15 protein-coding genes are annotated in these 18,273 nt (G+C 65.5%); 8 read left to right on the top strand and 7 right to left on the bottom strand.

Annotated elements, in window-relative coordinates:
* Positions 1 to 80 precede the first annotated feature (80 nt).
* Entirely contained in the window at positions 81 to 1,100 is a 1,020-nt protein-coding gene (locus tag ASD86_RS09655; RefSeq protein WP_056109830.1) for a saccharopine dehydrogenase NADP-binding domain-containing protein, read from the top strand.
* A gap of 165 nt (positions 1,101 to 1,265) precedes the next feature.
* On the opposite strand, the gene ASD86_RS09650 is transcribed toward ASD86_RS09655, so the two are convergent.
* From ASD86_RS09650 to ASD86_RS09635, 4 genes are all read right to left on the bottom strand, one after another.
* Positions 1,266 to 3,092 (bottom strand): 2Fe-2S iron-sulfur cluster-binding protein, encoded by a 1,827-nt coding sequence (locus ASD86_RS09650; protein WP_056109828.1) that lies wholly within the window; start codon positions 3,090 to 3,092, stop codon positions 1,266 to 1,268.
* Positions 3,089 to 3,796, bottom strand: coding sequence for a PepSY domain-containing protein (locus ASD86_RS09645; protein WP_056109826.1), 708 nt, complete (start codon positions 3,794 to 3,796; stop codon positions 3,089 to 3,091). Before ASD86_RS09645 ends, ASD86_RS09650 begins: the two co-directional genes overlap by 4 nt.
* 70 nt (positions 3,797 to 3,866) lie before the next feature.
* A complete protein-coding gene (locus tag ASD86_RS09640; RefSeq protein ID WP_056109824.1) occupies positions 3,867 to 6,608 on the bottom strand; it encodes a TonB-dependent receptor in 2,742 nt (913 codons plus the stop codon).
* 115 nt (positions 6,609 to 6,723) lie between these two features.
* Entirely contained in the window at positions 6,724 to 7,155 is a 432-nt protein-coding gene (locus ASD86_RS09635) for a CopL family metal-binding regulatory protein (RefSeq protein WP_157476392.1), read from the bottom strand.
* Positions 7,156 to 7,286: 131 nt separating this feature from the next.
* Between ASD86_RS09635 and hutC the strand changes: the two genes are divergently transcribed.
* Positions 7,287 to 8,006: a histidine utilization repressor gene (hutC, locus tag ASD86_RS09630; RefSeq protein ID WP_056109819.1), complete on the top strand. Its 720-nt coding sequence runs from the start codon at positions 7,287 to 7,289 to the stop codon at positions 8,004 to 8,006.
* Between the two features lie 80 nt (positions 8,007 to 8,086).
* The gene (locus ASD86_RS09625) at positions 8,087 to 8,452 is read left to right on the top strand and encodes a VOC family protein (RefSeq protein WP_036115630.1); all 366 of its coding nucleotides are present in this window, start codon (positions 8,087 to 8,089) and stop codon (positions 8,450 to 8,452) included.
* A 77-nt stretch (positions 8,453 to 8,529) separates the two neighbouring features.
* Here the strand turns inward: ASD86_RS09625 and ASD86_RS09620 are convergent, their stop codons facing one another.
* Positions 8,530 to 8,751 carry a hypothetical protein gene (locus ASD86_RS09620; RefSeq protein WP_056109818.1) on the bottom strand — a complete coding sequence of 74 codons (222 nt, stop codon included), beginning with the start codon at positions 8,749 to 8,751 and terminating at the stop codon, positions 8,530 to 8,532.
* 363 nt (positions 8,752 to 9,114) lie between these two features.
* On the opposite strand from ASD86_RS09620, the gene ASD86_RS09615 reads away from it, so the two are divergent.
* From ASD86_RS09615 to ASD86_RS09595, 5 genes are all read left to right on the top strand, one after another.
* A complete protein-coding gene (locus tag ASD86_RS09615; RefSeq protein ID WP_082578295.1) occupies positions 9,115 to 10,188 on the top strand; it encodes a serine hydrolase domain-containing protein in 1,074 nt (357 codons plus the stop codon).
* Between the two features lie 113 nt (positions 10,189 to 10,301).
* Positions 10,302 to 11,315 carry a DUF5694 domain-containing protein gene (locus ASD86_RS09610; protein WP_056109815.1) on the top strand — a complete coding sequence of 338 codons (1,014 nt, stop codon included), beginning with the start codon at positions 10,302 to 10,304 and terminating at the stop codon, positions 11,313 to 11,315.
* A gap of 256 nt (positions 11,316 to 11,571) precedes the next feature.
* Positions 11,572 to 12,477, top strand: a complete 906-nt coding sequence (locus ASD86_RS09605) for a TraB/GumN family protein (protein ID WP_056109813.1) — start codon at positions 11,572 to 11,574, stop codon at positions 12,475 to 12,477.
* Between the two features lie 174 nt (positions 12,478 to 12,651).
* Entirely contained in the window at positions 12,652 to 13,605 is a 954-nt protein-coding gene (locus tag ASD86_RS09600; protein WP_056109812.1) for a cation diffusion facilitator family transporter, read from the top strand.
* A 152-nt stretch (positions 13,606 to 13,757) separates the two neighbouring features.
* Positions 13,758 to 15,068, top strand: coding sequence for a hypothetical protein (locus ASD86_RS09595; RefSeq protein WP_235567709.1), 1,311 nt, complete (start codon positions 13,758 to 13,760; stop codon positions 15,066 to 15,068).
* On the opposite strand, the gene ASD86_RS09590 is transcribed toward ASD86_RS09595, so the two are convergent.
* Together ASD86_RS09590 and ASD86_RS09585 are read right to left on the bottom strand one after the other, a co-directional pair.
* Positions 15,052 to 15,300: a hypothetical protein gene (locus ASD86_RS09590; RefSeq protein WP_056109809.1), complete on the bottom strand. Its 249-nt coding sequence runs from the start codon at positions 15,298 to 15,300 to the stop codon at positions 15,052 to 15,054. The two genes, ASD86_RS09595 and ASD86_RS09590, sit on opposite strands and share 17 nt — an antisense overlap.
* Before the next feature lie 693 nt (positions 15,301 to 15,993).
* On the bottom strand, positions 15,994 to 18,135 hold the full coding sequence (locus tag ASD86_RS09585; RefSeq protein ID WP_056109807.1) for a catalase: 2,142 nt from the start codon (positions 18,133 to 18,135) through the stop codon (positions 15,994 to 15,996).
* Between the last annotated feature and the right edge of the window lie 138 nt (positions 18,136 to 18,273).

The raw sequence follows: 18,273 nt of genomic DNA, 5'->3' as shown, positions 1-18,273 counted from the left end.
GCCTCCGCGCGCGGCTGGTCTCATGACGCCTCGAACAGCGCCACGGACGCCTTCCTGGCGCAACTCTCCCGGAGCCACGCATGAGCACCCCCAATCGAACCGTCACCGTGTTCGGCGCCTATGGCCATACCGGCCGTTTCGTCGTCGCCGAACTCGTCGCGCGCGGATGGACGCCGATCCTGTCCGGCCGCGACGCGGACAAGCTGGCCGCGCTCGGCCTGGCGTTTCCCGGACTGGAGCAACGGCCCGGGTCGATCGAAGACGCCGCCTCGCTCGACCACGCGCTCGCCGGCGCGGCGGCGGTGATCAATTGCGCCGGGCCGTTCCTGGACACCGCGGCGCCGGTGATCGAAGCCGCGTTGCGCGCACGCATCCACTACCTGGACGTCTGCGCCGAACAGCAGGCGGTGATCGACATCTACGAGCGCTTCGCCGAACCGGCGAAAGCCGCCGGCATCACGATCCTGCCGGCGATGGCGTTCTACGGCGGCCTCGCCGACCTGCTCGCCACCGCGGCGCTGGGCGACTGGCCGGACGCCGAGGCCATCGAGATCGCGGTCGCGCTCGACAGCTGGCATCCCACCGTCGGCACGCGCCTGACCGGCGAGCGCAATCATTACCGGCGCCGGGTGGTGTCGAACGGCGCGCTCGCATTCGTCGCCGATCCGACGCCGACGCGCGAATGGACCTTCCCCGAGCCGTTCGCTGCCCAGGAAGTGGTCGCGGTGCCGCTGTCGGAGATCATCACCCTGTCGCGGCACGTGCGCAGCGACGAAGTGCATTCGTACATGAATCTCGCACCGCTCAAGGATCTGCGCGATCCAAACACGCCGACACCGGTGCCGACCGATGCGCAGGGACGTTCGTCGCAGCTGTTCGTGATGGACACCGTGATTCGCAGGAACGGACAAGCCCGCCATGCCAGCGCGAGCGGACGCGACATCTATGCGATTACCGCGCCGTTGATCGTGGAGGCGCTGCAGCGCATCGGCGACGGACGCAGCCACGCGAGAGGTGTCGTCGCGCCCGGTGAGGCCTTCAACGCGCGCGACTTTCTCGAAGCCTTGCCGGCGCTGAGTTTGTTGTTCCGGCAGGAGTGAGATTCCTGCGACTGCCGCGTTGCGGCGGCCGTCCGATCACTGCGCACTATGAGGAAAAGGCCGGGCCATTTCGCGGCCCGACCTGTCCATTCAACCAAGCAACTCACGAGCCGTTCCGCGACGGCCCGTGAGTCCATTCCGTCAACGTTGCATCGACCGTAAGCCTCAGATCTTGAAGTCGTCGAACGCCACCTGCTCATCGGGCACGCCGAGGCGATGCAACAACTGCCGCGTCGCGGCCAGCATCGCCGGTGGGCCGCACAGGTAGAAATCGCAATCCAGCAACGCGGGATGATCCTTCAGCAGTCGATCATGCGCGGCCTCATGCACCAAGCCGCGTACCAGCGCATCGTCGCATTCGGCCGCCTCGGACAGCACCAGATGCCAACTGAAGTTGCCGTTGCGTTGCGCCAGCAACGCCATCTCATCCACGTACGGCGCATCGCGCAGCACCCGCGCGCCGTACCAGTAGTGGATGCGTTCCTGCGCGCCCTGGCTGAGCAGCGAATGGATCATCGCCCGCAACGGCGCCATGCCGGCGCCGCCACCGATGAACACCTTCTCGCGCCCGTTCGGACGAATCGCGAAGTCGCCGAACGGGCCGCTGAAGTTGACCCGGTCGCCGGGCTGCAAGGTGTACAGATAGGTCGAACCCTTGCCCGGTGGCTGACGTTTTCGATCCTGCCGCCCTGGGCTGAACCGCGCCAGCAAGGTCAGACGTCCGTCGGTCGCGTCGATCGGCACAGACAACGAGTACGAGCGACGCACCGCCTCGCGGTTGGACAAGGTATCAGGCAAGTCCAGCGCGGCCCAGTCGCCGTGATGCTCGTCCGGCCGGACGATGCGATCGCAAGGCAGTTCGTAGTCGGGCACATGCACCTGCAGATAGGCGCCGGGTTGGTACTCCGGCCCCGGCGGCTGCACCGGCTTGAGCACGATCTCGCGCAGGAACGGCGTGATCGCGGTGACCCGCTCGACCGTGGCCTCGTGCTCGGTCCACAGACTCGCGCCGCCGGCCACTTCGACCTCCATATCGGCCTCCAGCGGCAGATTGCAGGCCAGGCGATGACCGATCTTGAGCTTGCTCTGGCTCAGATGCGCGCGGTCGGCCGCGGTCGGCGCCGGCGGCACGCCGCGATAACGCACCTCGCACAGCCCGCAGCTTTGGCCGCCACCGCAGTTGGACGGCAGTTGCAGGCCGTTGCGCGCCAAGGCCACATACACGCTGTCGCCGGCCGCGGCCTTGACCGTGCGCAACTTGCTGCCGTTGGGTGCGTACACGGTCAGCTCGCGCGCGCGGCGCCAGCGCTGCGGAACGAATTCGCGCAGATGGAAGCTGGCGACCAGCAGCCACACGCCGGTCAACGCCAGCCACAGCCCGCCGATACCGGCGCCGATCACCAGCGGGTTGTTGAAGTTCGAGCGATTGGCGTAATCCATGATGTGCAACATCCAGAACACATCGAACAAACGCCAGGTGCTGTTGCGATGCGCCAGTACCTCGCCGGTCTGCGCCGACAGGTACACCGTCGTGTCCTGCGAATCGTCGAAGTCGACCCGCCACGAACGCGCGTCGTGATCGCGGACTTCCTGGGTCCAGTCCAGCAGGATCGGCGTCTGCGGCTTGCCGGGTCCGTTGTACGAAGCCACCGCCAACTCGCGCGCGAGTTCGCGATCGATGACCACGGCGCGGCCGGTGCGGGCGTCGAACAGACGCTGCCGCTTTCCGTCGAGCGCCTGATAGACCGGGCGATCAAGCAGCCAGCCCGACACGATCACCTGCGCCGAGCCGGCTTGCTGCAACACCTCGCCCGCCTCAAGCACATCCGCCGGCCAGGCGCGCGGCGCGTGCTCATGCGCGCGGAACTCGTGGCCCTGCACTTCGTCGTGCGGCAGCAATCCCATCATCAGGCCGCTGGCCATCCACAGCACGAACTGCAGGCCGATCAGCAGGCCGACCCATTTATGCAGCCAACGCATCCAGGGCGTCATGCGGTTCGCCTCCAGCGAAAGCTGTAGAACACCAGCCAGGCGCCGCTCAGGGCGAACAGCAGGCCGACCGACGCGGCGATACGCAACAAGGTGTTGTTGACGTCGCTGCGCGCCTGGTAATCCATGATGTGGAACATCCACAGGAAATCGAACCAGCGCCACAAGCTGTGGCGACGCGCCAGCAGATCGCCTGTGTCGGGCGAAAAATAGAACGTGGTCGCGCCGCTGTCGGCGAAACGCACCGCCCACATCGGCACCGGCCGTTTCGCCACTTCCTGCGGCGCCTTGGTTACCCATTCCACGCCGACGATCTCGGCTTCGCCCTGGTAGGCCTTGCGCGCCAGCGCGACCACCGTTCCGCGTTCCAGCGGGGTGATCTTCGCGCCGCTGCGCGCGTCGATCAACGCGGCTTGTTTGTCTTGCCCATTTTTCTCCTGCCTGATCTCGTACACCTCCTGATCCAGCAGGCGCTTGAGCTTGACCGAGGTGATGTCCGGATAACGATCGAGCAAAGCGGCCTGCCCGATCCGCGGCGTGGCCGCGGCGAGCGATTCGCTATGTGCGTGGGCGAGGTGATCGCCGTGAATGATCTCGAGTGGAACGACGGTCATGTAGACCCCGCTGATCATCCACAGCAGCGCCTGCACGCCGACGATCAGGCCGATCCACTTGTGGGCGCGGCGCGCCCAGAATGCGGGTTTCATAAGATGTCTCGCAATGCCTGGATACCCTGCCCGCCCCACCGGCTCGCGCCGATGGAACGGGCACCGTCGATTACCAGCGATAACCGAAACGCGCATACCAACGCCGACCCAGCAAATCGTAGGTCATGGTGTCGGTGTTGGCGTCGGTATAGCTCTGGATGAAGGGCGGCTTCTTGTCGAACAGGTTGTCGATGCCGAACGACACGTCGAACGATTTCACCGGCGAGTACTTCAGCTGCACGTTGTGGTAACTCACGCTCGGCGAGTGATCGCCGATATCGCCACGCGCGGCGTTGATGTCGTCGGCCTTGCCGATGTACTGCAGGCTGTAGCTGCCCGACCATTCATCGCGGCTCATCGTCAACGAGGTGAACGCGCGCCAGTGGGTGTAGCTGCCGCGCCCGCCGGTGATCTTGCCCGCGTAGTGGATGACCTCGGCGCTCGGGAATGGCCGCACGTCGTACCTGTCCAGGTACGACACGTCCAGGCTGAAGCTGGAATCGAACCCGGCCAGGTCGAACTCGTACAGACCGCCCAGGTCGATGCCCGACACTCTCTCGTCGGCGGCGTTGACCGGCTGCGAGGACAGGAAATCGACTTCGCCGGTGATCGGGTTGCGGGTGAAGTTCTCGTTGCCGCAGAACGGATGCGCCAGGCCGGGCGTGTTGTAGCAGATCGCCAGCTTGGTCGATCCGTCGATGCGCTGGATTGCATTGTCGATGCGGATGTTGAAGTAGTCCGCGGTCAAGGTCAGGCCCGGGGCGAAGCCCGGCGTCCACACCGCGCCGAGGGTCAGCGAACGCGCGTCTTCCGGTTCCAGGTTCTTGTTGCCGCCCGAGGTGGTCAGGATGGTGTTGCCCGGTTGCACGTAACCGGCCGGCACGCCGTAGGCCTGGCAGTTTTGCCGCACTTGCGAACCGGCCGGCTGGCTGGCCCAGCCGCTGCACGGATCGGTGGTGGTCAGGTTGCCTTCGGCGATGCCGCCGAACAGCTCGGGGATGTTGGGGATGCGGAACGCGGTCGCGTAGTTGGCGCGCAACTTCAGCGACGGCACCACCTGCCAGTCCAGCCCGACCTTGTAGTTGATGTCCTCGCCGAACAGGTCGTAGTCCGAATAGCGCACGGCCAGGTTCAAGGTCAGCGATTCGGCGAGCGCGCGGCCCTGCAGCAGCGGCACGGCGAATTCGGCGAACGCTTCCTTGGCGGTGTACTCGCCGGCGATGGCGTCCTGCTGGTTGGTGTTGGCGATGCCCAGGATGGTCAGCGGATCCGGATCGCGCCAGCCGCGCTCCTTGCGCACCTCGATGCCCGAGGCGAATCCGACCCAGCCGGCCGGCAGTTCGAACAACTGGCCGCTCAGATTCGCGGTGAAGCTCTTCTGCTCGTTGCCGCCGTGATCGCGAGTGGTGAACAGGATGTAGTCCAGCACCTTCTGCGAGATATCGCCGTAACCGAGGTAATCGCCGCACGGAATCGCGGCGCCCGGCGCATTGCTGCAGATCGCCGGGTTGAGCGTGTTGTCGACGCGGTCGAGATTGGCGACCTTGGTCGATCCGTCGGTGCCGGTGTTGCGGCCCCAGTTGATCGCGGCCGACCAGTCCCAGTTCATGCCCAGCCGTCCTTCCAGCCCGACCACCGCGCGGAAGGTATTGGTTTCCTGAAAGAACTCGCGCGGCCCGGCTTCTTCCAGGCGCCTGCGTTGCAACAGCAGGTTCTGCCCGGTCGGATTGGTCGGGTGATTGGCGGCGATGTTGATCGGACGGTAGACGCCCAGTCCGCCCGGCGCGGCCAATTGGTCCGACTGCCGATTGGTGTACATCAGTTCGGTGAACAGGCTCAGGTCGTCGCTCAGTTGCATGTCGCCCAGCATGCTGGCGCTGATGCGCTTGATCGGGTTGACCGCGTTGAGGGTCGGGTTGCCGTTGTAGTTGTGCTTGGCGGCCGAGTACGGCTCGTAGAAATTGCCGTCGCCGCCCAGCACCTGATTGAAGTTGATGCGGCGGCCGTCGGCGAGCAAAGCGCGGCCGCCGATCGTGGTCGAACTGCCGACGCATTCCAGACGGCCGTCGACTTCGCCCAGCCCGCACGGCGCGCGGGAAGCCATGTTGACCGTGCCGCCTTCGGAGTAACTCAGGCCGGCCATCAGCGAACCGCGCTCGCTGTGGGTGCCCCAGACCAGATCGAACGCGGCATCGTCGCCGTCGTTCTCGAAGGTCTGGCCGTAGCGCACCGCCACCTCGGCGCCGTCGTATTTCTTCTTGGTGATGATGTTGACCACGCCGGCGACGGCGTCGGCGCCGTAGATCGCCGAGGCGCCGTCCTTGAGCACTTCGATGCGCTCGATCAACGCCACCGGGATCATGTTGAGATCCACCGAGCTGTTGGCGCCGGTGCCGCCGTTGACGACGCGGCGACCGTTCAACAGCACCAGGGTGCGGTTGATGCCGAGGCCGCGCAGATTGACCTGGCTGGTGCCGTAGCCGTTCTCGGCCCAGTACGCGTTGGACTGGCTGCCGGCGAAACCGGCCGAGGCCGGCAGACGCTGAAGCAAGGTGTCGACCGAGGTCGCGCCGGAGCGCTCGATCGCTTCGGCGTCGAGCACGGTGACCGGGCCGACGCCGGACAACTGCAGCCGCTTGATGTGGCTGCCGGTGACCTGCACCGCGTCGAGCGTGGTGGCTTGCCCGGTGGTCTGCTCGTTGGCTTGCTCGGCCGCTTGCGCGCCGCTGTCCTGGGCGAATGACGACGGAACAAAACCAACGCACAGCAGCAGGCCTACGGCCGCCGCGAGGGGGTCGCGCTTGAAAAACATGGGTTCTCTCTCCCCGAAAGGTATGACGTGTTCGAAGCCGGCCCGCGGCCCCCAATCGGGAACCAAGCGAATGCCAAGGGCGCGGCGGAATGTCGCCTAAGGCGACCGAACAGGATCAGGCGATCGGAGGTCGGAACAGTCGCGAGATTTCCTCGCCCACCGCAGGCAGCAACGGCTGGGCAAGATAGGCCGAGGCCAGCAGGTGCTGGGCGGCGAACAAGGGCGCGTTGCGCCCGGGGAAGAAGGTCAGCATGCAGCTGCAAGCGCAGCCGGACAGGCCTTCGCAATCGCAGTCGTCGTGATGGGCCAGCGGCGAAGCGGGATCCTGGCCGGCGGTTCGCTTGCTCGCATCAACACCATTGGCGGTGTCGGCGGCTTTTACTTTGGCCTTGGCCGTGGTCGCGTTGGAATGATGCGATGCGCCGCTCTGGGTACCGCGACCCAGCTCATTGACCGCCATCCGCGTCGCCGCCCACGCGCTGAAGATTCCGTCCGTGCAGAGCACCAGAATAAGGGCAATTCGCAGGAGCACGCGGAGCGACGGCATGAGCGTGTAGCGAGACCGGAAGCTTGTATATACCACAGCAATAACATGCCTATACAAGCACTGTCAAACGTATCGCGGCGCAGCATGCGCGGCCGTTGGCGCGGTTGTATAGACCTGTAATGCTACGGCGCATGGACGCTCCCAAGCCGCACTATCTCAAGCTCAAGCACTACATTCTTCGGCATGTCACCGCCGGCGACTGGAAGCCTGCCAGCCGCATCCCCAGCGAGAACGATCTGGTCAAGAAGTTCGGCATCTCGCGCATGACCGTGAACCGCGCGCTGCGTGAATTGACCGACAGTGGCGTGCTTGAGCGGGTCCAGGGCGTGGGCACCTTCGTCGCCGGGCCGAAGGCGGAATCGGCGATGTTCGAAGTGCGCAGCATCCGCGACGAGATCGTGTCGCGCGGCCAGACCCACAGCGTGCAGGTGCTGACCTGCGAGGCGGTGCAGGCGCGCGCGACCGTCACCGCGCAGTTCGCGCTGACGCCGGGCAGCGAGCTGTTCCACACCCGCTTGCTGCACAACGCCAACGGCAAGCCGCTGCAACTGGAAGATCGCTTCGTCAATCCGGCCTGCGCGCCGGAGTACCTGGACCTGGATTTCCACGTCGAGCTTCCGCACCAATACCTGATGCGGGTCGCGCCGCTGGAACGCACCGAGCACATCATCGAAGCCGAAGTCGCGCAGAAGCGCATGGCCGCGCAACTGGCCGTGCACGAAGGCGATCCGCTGCTGGTGCTGACCCGGCGTACCTGGTCGCGCAGCCAGGTCGCCAGTTATGTGCGGCTGATCTGTCCGGCCTCGCAGTACCGCTTCGTCGGCTCGTTCTCGGTCGGCGATTCGCGCTAGCGCCGCACGGCTGGGCCGCTGAGCGGCGATGGGACAGCGCGCGGGCTATAGTGCCCGCCGTTTCCTCACGATCGCGCGCCATGAACCTGATTGCCCACGTAGAGATTCCGGTCCTCGACCTGGATCGCGCCATCGGTTTCTACAGCAGTGTCTTCGGCATCGCGTTCGGCCGGACCGTGCAGGTCCACGACAGCACGATGGCGTATTTCCCGTTCGAACCGGGCCGCGACGGCGCCAGCGGCGCGCTCGCGCAAGGTCCGGAATATGCGCCGGCGACGACCGGCGCGGTGGTCTATTTCAGCGTCGACGACGTCGGCGCGACCCTCGACAAAGCCGTCGCGCTGGGCAGCACGATCCTGTTCCTGGCCTCCGCGGTCACCGAGCGCGGCATGGTCGCCGAGATCAGCGACAGCGAAGGCAATCGCATCGCGATCCAGTCGCGCTGACGGTTCTTGCGGTTAGCGCAGCTCGCCTCCTCGGCGAGCGCCGGCTCAATCGCGGCCGCGCATCGCCCCGCAGTGGCTCAACGCGGCGCCGGGCAAGGACGCTGGCCGTCGCCGTAGCTCAGGCAGGCCAGGTAGGACGAGAAGCAATAGGCCGGATCGACCCCGCCGCTGCTCAGGCACGACTCGTAATTTTGCTCGCAACGCTTGCACACATCGGTCGCGGCGTTTGCGCTGACGAACATCGACATGCCGAACACGAATGCGGCCAAAGCCAGCGTGCTGATTGCCTGCGGTTTCATCGAAGCCTCCTGAAATTTTCTTCGCCGGCGGACGCATCCGGCATGGCGCCTTGCATGGCCGCTCGATCGTAGGCGCGCGGACCGGCGCGATGTGTGCGCGGCGACGCAGTTCGGCGCGCGCGATCGCCGCCGGCTGACCGGCATCACCGCGCGGCGCGGCAAGGCCAACGGGGCGATCCACGCAAATCGATCGAAGGTCTGCCCGCGGCGGGCGATCGCCTCGAGTCCGATCGTTCGCCTGCGCGCAGCGCTTTAAACCATTTCGCGGCCGGCCTCATCCCAAACCTTCCTGTCACTGGCGAGCTCGCCCGAGGAAGCTGCATGTCATCCGGACCGTACCGTGTCATGACGATCGTCGTCGCTATGTTGTTGTCGTGTCCGTGGCTCGGCGCGGCGGCCACGGACCTGGGCCGGGCCAACACGCAGGCTCGGCAACTGATTCAAAAGACGATGAAGGAGCGACGCATTCCGGGTCTGCAGATCGCGGTGGTCAAGGACGGCAAGGTGGTGCTGTCGGAAAGCTACGGCCTGGCCAATGTCGAAAACCGTCTGCCCGCGACCCGGACCACATTGTTCCCGCTCAACTCGGCGACCAAGTCGTTTACCGGCGTGGCGATGATGCAGTTGGCTGAAGCCGGGCTGGTGGACCTCGACGCGCCGGTGTCGCGTTATCTCGACGATCTGCCCGAAGCCTGGCGCGCGGTGCGCGTGCGCCAGTTGCTCGCGCATACCTCCGGGCTGCCCGACATCCTCGATGAGCAGGGACTGATCGGCGGCGGCACCGAGTCGAACGCGTGGAAGTTGGTGTACCAGCGGCCGGTGCAGGCGGCCGTCGGCGAACGCTTCGAGTACAACCAGGTCAACTACGCCCTACTCGCCCGCATCATCGCCAGGCAGAGCCAGATGCCGTACGAGCGTTACCTTTCGCAGCATCAGTTCGCCATCGTCGGCATGCCGTCTACGCAGTTCGGCGACAGTTACGATCTAGTTCCCGGCGCGGCCACGATCTACAGCTACTTCCCGCGCAAGACCGACGACCCGGGCAGCGCCGAGCGCCTCTCGCACTGGTTCTACGACATGCCGCCGAGCCTGTGGGCGGGCGGCGGCATCCAGACCACCGCCGATGAAGTCGCGCACTGGATCGTCGCGCTGTCGGACGGCCGGCTGATCAACGCCGCCAGCTTGCGCGGCATGTGGACGCCGGAGAAATTGAGCAGCGGCGCTGACGGCAGCTGGTCGGCGGGCTGGCCGGTGCTCGGCACGGCCGCGAATCCGCAACGCGCGGGTATCGGTGGCGCGCGCGCGGCGTTTATCGTCTATCCGGACGATCGGCTCGCGGTGATCGTGCTGACCAACCTGGTCGGCGCGAATCCCGAGCGCTTCATTGCGCAGATCGCCGCGCTGTATCAACCGACCCAGCGCGCGGCTGCGCGCTGATTCGCCACCGCAACCGCTCGCGCGTAAACCTCACCCCCATCGCCCATCGGAGCAAGACCGTGCGCAAACTACTCGTCATCGCAGGACTGTCCCTGAGTCTGTTCGGCCCGGCCATGGCCCAGCCGAAAGTCGACCTGTCCAAGCTCGACACCGGCATGGCCGGGCCGCGCGCGCAGGTGCTGGTGCTGGGCTCGGTGCATTTGTCGGAGATGCCGAAAAGCTTCAAGCCCGAGTCGCTGGATCCGCTGCTCGACCGGCTCGCCGCATTCAAGCCCGAGCTGATCACCATCGAGGCGATCTCCGGTGAAGGCTGCGACCTCGTCGCGCGCCACCCGGCCGTGTACGCGCCCGAGGACGTGGACCGGTTTTGCCGCGACCCCTCGCCCGCGCGGGCCGCAACCGGGCTGGACGTGCCCGCGGCCATCGCCGAAGTGCGCAAGACCTTAAAGACCTGGCCGGCGCAACCCACGCCGGCGCAGCGGCGGCGATTGGCGGCGACCTTCCTGGCCGCCAACGATAGCGCGTCGGCGTTTGTGCAGTGGTTGTACCTGCCCAAGTCCGAACGCCATGTCGGCGACGGCCTGGACGCGGCATTGGTGGCGCTGCTGCAGAGGTTCGAAACGCGCAACAACGAGAGCTTCCAGATCGCCGCGCCTGTGGCGGTACGGCTGGGGCTGCAACGGCTGTACGCGGTCGACGACCACACCGGCGATAACGTCTATATCGACGACCCGGAACGTTACGGCAAGGCGATCCAGAAGGCCTGGGACAGCGCCGGCGCGGCGGCCTTGGCCTCGCGCAAACAGCAGGACACGTTGACGGAGCAATCGCAAATGCTGGCGCTGTACCGGCTGATCAACACACCCGAAGCGCAGCGCCTGAAGATCGACGCCGACTTCGGCGCGGCCATGCGCGAAACCTCGCCGCAGCACTACGGCCAGTTGTACGTGGCCGGCTGGGAGGGACGCAATCTGCGCATGGTCGCCAATATCCGCGCGGCATTCGCCGATTACCCCGGCGCGCGCGTGCTGTCGATCGTCGGCGCCACGCACAAGCCCTGGTTCGACAACCTGCTCGGGCAGATGCAGGGCGTGGATGTGATCGATGCCGGCAAAATCCTGAAGTAATACCGTGCGACCAGGCCGCGGTGCGGTTATCGTCACCGCACCGCGGCCGTTGTTTGCGACAGCTTGCCTTGAGCGCGATCGTGCGACGGCCGGACGCTGGTTCAATCCGGGAGCACAGGCAATGCAAAGGACACTGCGGGCATGTGTGTTGGTCGCGGCTCTAGCCGGCGCCGCGACCGCGCACGCGGCGGCGACCACAGCCCATCCGCCTGACACGATCGCGGCAGGCGCCGTCGCGCCTCCGCCGATCGTCGATATGGACGCGATCGTGGTCACCGGCGCGCAGCCGGGACCGGGCTTGTGGAAGTTCCACAAGGGCGATCGCACGTTGTGGGTGCTCGGCACCTTGTCGCCGCTGCCTCAGCACATCACCTGGGTGTCGCGCGACGTGGATGCCGCGGTCGCGCAATCCGACATCGCACTGCAGCCGCCCGGCCTGTCGGTCGGCGCGGACATCGGCCTGTTCGGCCGGCTGTCGCTGATCCCGTCGCTGTTCAAGCTGCGCAAGAATCCCGACGGCGCCACCCTCGAACAACGGCTGCCACCGGATCTGTATGCGCGCTGGAGCGTACTGAAGGCGAAGTACATCGGCGGCGACCGCGCGATCGAGCGCTGGCGCCCGGTGTTCGCCGCGAGTGAGCTGTATCAGGCCGCGCTGAAGAAGAACGGCCTGGTCGAAACAGGCGGGATCATCGGGCCGGTGCTGGAGAACGCGGTCAAGCAGGCCGGCATCGATAAGCGCGCGACGACGTTCGCGATCAAGGTCGACGATCCCAAGGCCACGCTCAAGGCCTTCAATGCGTCCTCGCTGGACGACGTCGAGTGCTTTCGCAAGACCCTGGACCGGCTGGAAACCGATCTGGCGGTGATGCGCACCCGCGCCAACGCCTGGGCCACCGGCGATATCGATACGCTGCGCGCCCTGCCTTACGACGATCAAGGCCTGGCCTGCCTCAGCGCGCTGACCGAATCGGGTTTCAGCCAGAAGATGGGTATCGCGAACATCCAGGAGAAGATCGCGCAACGCTGGTATCAAAGCGTGGACGAGGCGGTGCGCGACCATCGCGTGGTCTTCGCGGTGCTGCCGATCACGCAATTGCTCAAGCCCGATGGCGTGGTCGCCAAGCTGCAGGCGAAAGGCTACGAGGTCGAAGCGCCCTGACCGGTTCGAGCTGCGTGGGCCGCGTCCGCAACGGTGGTCAAAGCGGGGCGATGGCGCGACACTGGCAGCCTTCGCCGCATGGGCCGCCGGCATGATCGCGCGACGGCCCGCCCCGCGATCTGCGATCGCATGGATTGAGTGAGTCGAACGCCCATCCCGCACAGGAGCCGCCCGATGGCCACCGCCTCCAGCAAGAAGGTCGTGCTCGCCGCCTTGTTCGGCAACACCGCCATCGCGGTGACCAAGCTGATCGCCGCCGCGATCACCGGCAGCTCGGCGATGCTGAGCGAAGGCGTTCACTCGTTGGTCGATACCTGCAACGAACTCCTGCTGCTGTACGGCATGAAACGCGCCGAACGCCCGCCCGATGCGACCCAGCCGTTCGGTTACGGTCGCGAAGTTTATTTCTGGAGTTTCATCGTCGCCCTGCTGGTGTTCGCGCTCGGCGCGGGGGTTTCGTTCTACGAAGGCATCACCCACCTGCAACACCCCAAGACCATGGAACGCCCGCTCATCAACTATGGGGTGCTCGGGATTTCCATGCTGTTCGAAGGCATCTCGTGGTGGGTGGCGATGAAAACCTTCCGCGCGAGCAAGGGCAGCCGCGGCTGGTTCGAGACCTTTCGCGCCAGCAAGGACGCCAGCACCTTCACCGTTTTGTTCGAAGACACCGCGGCGCTTTGCGGGCTGTCGATCGCGTTCGCCGGTGTCGCCCTGTCGCATGCCACCGGCAATCCGGTGTACGACGGCTACGCCTCGATCGGTATCGGCCTGGTGCTCGCGCTGGCCTCGTTCCTGCTCGCGCGCGAAACCAAGGGTCTGCTGCTCGGCGAAGCCGCGCATCCGCACGTGCGCGACTCGATCCTGCGCATCGCCAACAGCGACGAGGGCATCCGTTCGGCGAACGGCGTGCTGACCATGCAGCTCGGGCCGAATTCGGTGCTCGCGACCTTGAGCGCGGAATTCGAAGACCACTTGCTGATCCCGCAGGTCGAGGCCTGCGTCAATCGCATCGAGGCCGCGGTGCGCCGCGAGCATCCCGATGTGGTGGCCTTGTTCGTGAAACCGCAGACCGCCGAGGTCTGGCGGCAGCGCATGACCCGGTTGCGCGGCGATTCGCCGCCTTGACGATCGTCTGAGCGCGACGCGGTCCGCCTGCACCGCACTTTCGCGCCAATGCACGATCGAGGTTTTTCGTGAGCGATTCGCTGTCGTCGCTACGAGCCGCGCCGCGCCGCGCCTGCGTTTAATGCTCTCTTCACTGCGCCACCGTAGGCTGCTTGGATACCGATTCCGCCGGTTGCACGGAGATCAAGCGCATTCGTCTGCTGCACGCTCCATTTCGCGCCGCTGTCATCGCGGCGCTCGCGATGTCATTCGCCGGTTCGGTCGCCGCGGCGGCCGGTACGCCAGCGTGCAAGCAACGCGTACTGCAGGAATTCGGCTGGCGCTTCGTTGCCTCCGACGCCAAAACGGTCGACATCCATCCGGGCCATCCCTGCGACCGGCGCGATCTGGCCGAGGCCAAGGCCGCCGGCGATCTGACCGTCGCGATGCCCGCCGGCCTCACGGCGAGTGAACGCGAACGCGTGTTCGACGGTTTATTGCGGCATCCGGCCACCCACTGCGCCTACGGCTTCACCCTGGGCGCGGCGACGCGGCGCGCGGTCGATCGGTTGGTCGACAACCGCGGCTTCGCTTTTACCGCCCTGCAGATCGGCTGGATCGGTTTCGGCCCAACCGGATCGGCGCGCGACGGCTGGAGGCCGATCGCGTTGTTCGGCCGCGGCTATCGGCCTCGCGACGGCAATTCGCGCGCGATCGACGCCTTTTACGACGGCCGGGTCCGCGCCGAATGCGGTGTGGGCCGGCAGGTCGCGCAGTACGCCACCCAGGCCGAACTGTATGGCCGCGACGGCTTCGACCGCCAGTTCGACGCCGACGAAATCATCATCGGCACGTTCAATCGCCTGCACCGCACCCGCAGCATTCTGCTGGGCACCTCCGCCGGCGAGTTCACCCACGACGGTCGCGCCAGCGCGGCCGCGGCGAGCGGGCGACAGGCGTTCATGGGCTTGCCGGGCTTCGTCTTCCACGTGTTCGATCGCGCCAGCCTGGACGATCTGAACAACCAGGCCGAGAACTTCGTCGTCTACGACGTCAGCGCCCAGGCCGCGGCGGCGCTGCGCCGTCATGGCGGCTTCGAGTACTACAACGACCGCAACCGGGAAATCTGGTCGCTGGCGCGTTCGCTGAAGCTGGATAAGTCGAAGCGGCTGTACGAGCGTCTGCTGTACGAGCGCGATCCCGTGCTGCGCGCCGCGCTATCGGACGAGGCGCGCGTAACCGTCGCTAAGATCGACCGTCTGCTCGCCGATCCGTTCTATCGCGGTTTCGCGATCTATGTTCACAAGCTAGGGATCAAGCCGGTCGGCTTCCATATCGCCCGCCTGCTCGACCGCAATCCGCGCACACCGTTCCGGGTTGAGCTGGCCTTGCATAATCTGCACACGACCTTGTACGACCGCTATGTGGCGTATCGACTCGCGCAGTGCGTCGGCACGGCTACCGACGTTAATCGCGGATCTTGAAGCCCGGGTTTTCGTTGAGCGTTCCATCCACTTCTAGCACGACGAAGCGCTGGCCATTGGCGTGGAACACCACCGGGATCGGATCGAGGAACATCGGCCGTCGCACGAAACGCAGGATCCAGCCGAACTGTTCCAGCGTGGCCAGCGCATCGAGCTGGGCTGGCGACAGGCCCTCGCGCAGTCCTACCGGACTGACGACTTGCGCGGATTGGCGGCGTTCGCGATCGGTCATGGGGATTGGCGCATCCTCGCGCGCGACGGGGTCGATGCGCACGATAATGCATGATCGGGCTGGGTGCTGTCGTGCGATGGAAGCGTTATTTTCGATTGCTTTTTGACCGAGGAAAGCCGGGCGGGCCTTTTTTGTTTGGACCTAGAGCGTGCTCGACGGTTTTGCGGCGGGAGCTTTTGATGTTGCTTGCGGCTTTGAAGGCTTCAAAGCTTTGAAGCTCTAGAGCCTTTGAAGCAAAGGCAACAGCTTCCGCCCGCAAGCGGGCGGGTTACTTTCTTTTGTCTAAAGCAACAAAAGAAAGGTAACCAAAGAAAAGTGCTTTGTTGTGAATCAAGGGCCCGCAAGTGCGGAGCTTCNCACACGGGACATCCTGTCCCGGTGGCGCGCGGCGCACATCCATGTGCGCCGCCCTTCGGGTGTACCTTTGCTAACGCGAGCTACAAGCCTCGCAGCGCTGGATGAACTGCGCGACTTCAAAATCGAGCAAAAGCCGCATGGCCTACCTGCAGGAGCGGTGCAAGCCGCGACCGCTAAAATGCAGCTACTGCGCATATTTCAACACTGCCGCGTCGGCTCGCGACGCGCATCCATGCGCGTCGCTATCTGGGCGTGCTTGTTTCGCGATCCATATGCTTCGAAGCGCTTCAGGGACGCTAAGCTCGGTGCTGAGAAGCGACCAATACGGCGAAGCGCTTACGCCAAAGTACGTAGCCCCGGCTCGCGATCCCATTGCCGGGTCTTGGCGAGCTTGACGAAGGCTGTAGCCTTGTCGGCGGCCACGACACCGTCATCGGGTTGGATGCCGGCGGCGACCAATACCTGGCGCGCGCCGTCGTCGAGCGCGATCGCCTTGAGATGACCGAATGCGTCGCGCACGAAGTCCACCGCCGCCGCTTCGCTCGCCAAGCGTTTGCCCGCGGCTTGCGACAACACCAACGCCACCGCATCGAACACCAGCGACGGGGTCCCAGCCAGTTGTCCGTCGGCCGGCTGTTGCTTGCCGTCGCTGAGTTTGGCGCCGCCGAGTTTCGGCGCGACGATCTTGACCCGCGCGCCGGCCGCTTCGACCGCCTTGCGCAAGGCCTTGAGCGTGGCCGCATCGGAGCCCTCGTCGATCAGGATGCCGACGCAGCGTCCGACCAGGGTGTCCTTCATCTTGCCGATCAACTGCAACATCGGCGAAGGCGGCATGTCCACCGGTTCCACCGCCGCGGGCGGAGCCGGCGGCAGACGCTCGAGGCCCAGCCCGTCCGCGACCCGTTTGGCGAGATCTACATCGATGTGGCGCAGATGTCCGACGATCGCTTCGCGCACGTGCGCGGTTTCGACCTTGGACAGTTCGAACACCAGCGCCGAGGCCATATGCGCCTGCTCCGGCGCGGTCTGGCTGCGATAGAACATCCGCGCCTGACTGTAATGATCGGCGAAACTTTCCGCACGGATGCGGCCCTTGGCGCCGTCATCGCCGGTCACCGCCGCGCTGCGGAAACCCGCCGGTGTTTCGCGCGGCGAAGTCGGATCGAGCGAACTGGGTTCGTAATTGACCCGGCCCTTCGGCACCTGCATCTGCATGTGGCCGTCGCGCTGCTGATTGGCGAACGGGCACTTGGGCGCGTTGATTGGCAACTGATGGAAGTTCGGCGAGCCCAGCCGCGACAGCTGCGTGTCCAGATACGAGAACAACCGCCCCTGCAGCAGCGGATCGTTGGAAAAATCCATGCCCGGCAGGATGTGCGAGGGACAGAACGCAACCTGTTCGGTCTCGGCAAAGAAATTGTCGGGCCAGCGATCCAGCACCATGCGCCCGATCACGGTCAGCGGAATGGTTTCCTCGGGGATCAGCTTGGTCGGGTCGAGATGATCGAACGGCAAGGCATCGGCCTGTTCCTGGGTGAACAGCTGCACCGCGAGTTCCCATTCCGGGAAGTCGCCGTTCTGGATCGCTTCGAACAGATCGCGGCGATGAAAATCCGGATCGGCACCGGCCAGCTTGACCGCCTCGTCCCACAGCGTCGATTGCAGGCCCAGCTTCGGCCGCCAGTGGAACTTGACGAAGGTCGAGGCGCCGCGCGCGTCGAGTAAACGGAACGTGTGAACGCCGAAGCCTTCGATCATGCGCAGCGAGCGCGGAATCGTGCGGTCGGACATCGCCCACATGATCATGTGCATCGCTTCGGGCGTGAGCGAGATGAAATCCCAGAACGTGTCGTGGGCGCTGCCGGCCTGGGGGAAGCCGCGATCGGGTTCCATCTTGACCGAATGCACCACGTCCGGGAACTTCATCGCGTCCTGGATGAAGAACACCGGGATGTTGTTGCCGACCAGATCCCAGTTACCTTGCTGAGTGTAGAACTTGACCGCGAACCCGCGCACGTCGCGCGGCGTGTCGATCGAACCGGCGCCGCCGGCGACGGTGGAGAAGCGGCAGAACAGCGGCGTGCGCTGACCGACTTCGGTCAGGATCTGCGCGGTGGTGTACTTCTTCAGCGACTTGGTCAGCTCGAAATAGCCGTGCGCGGCCGAACCGCGCGCGTGCACGATGCGCTCGGGGATGCGCTCGTGATCGAAGTGGGTGATCTTCTCGCGCAGGATGAAGTCTTCGAGCAAGGTCGGCCCGCGCTCGCTGGCGCGCAGCGAATTCTGGTTATCCGACAGCGGCAGACCCTGGTTGGTGGTCAGCGGCGGATGCTTGCCCGAGGCTTGCTGGTGCAGCTCATCGCCGTTGCCGCGTTGATCGCGATCGGCCTTGTTGGCGCTGCTCTGGCTGGCCTTGTCCTTGCTGGCGCGAGCGGGTTTGGCGGGCGGTGCGGGGCTGGGGGTTTTCCTGGCGGCCATGAATGCGACTCCTGAATGGGCGTACATGCCGACAATCGGCTTCGCCCGATCCTGCTCGCACTCAAGTTAAGGTCGTGTGGCATCCCGCGTATTCGAAAACGTCGAACCTGTCCGGTTCAGCCCCGCGCGTTCGCATTC

The sequence above is a fragment of the Lysobacter sp. Root690 genome (assembly GCF_001427785.1).
Classification (GTDB): domain Bacteria; phylum Pseudomonadota; class Gammaproteobacteria; order Xanthomonadales; family Xanthomonadaceae; genus Lysobacter.
The sequence above is the reverse complement of the archived record's forward strand: the minus strand, read 5'-3'. Positions and strand labels throughout refer to the sequence as shown.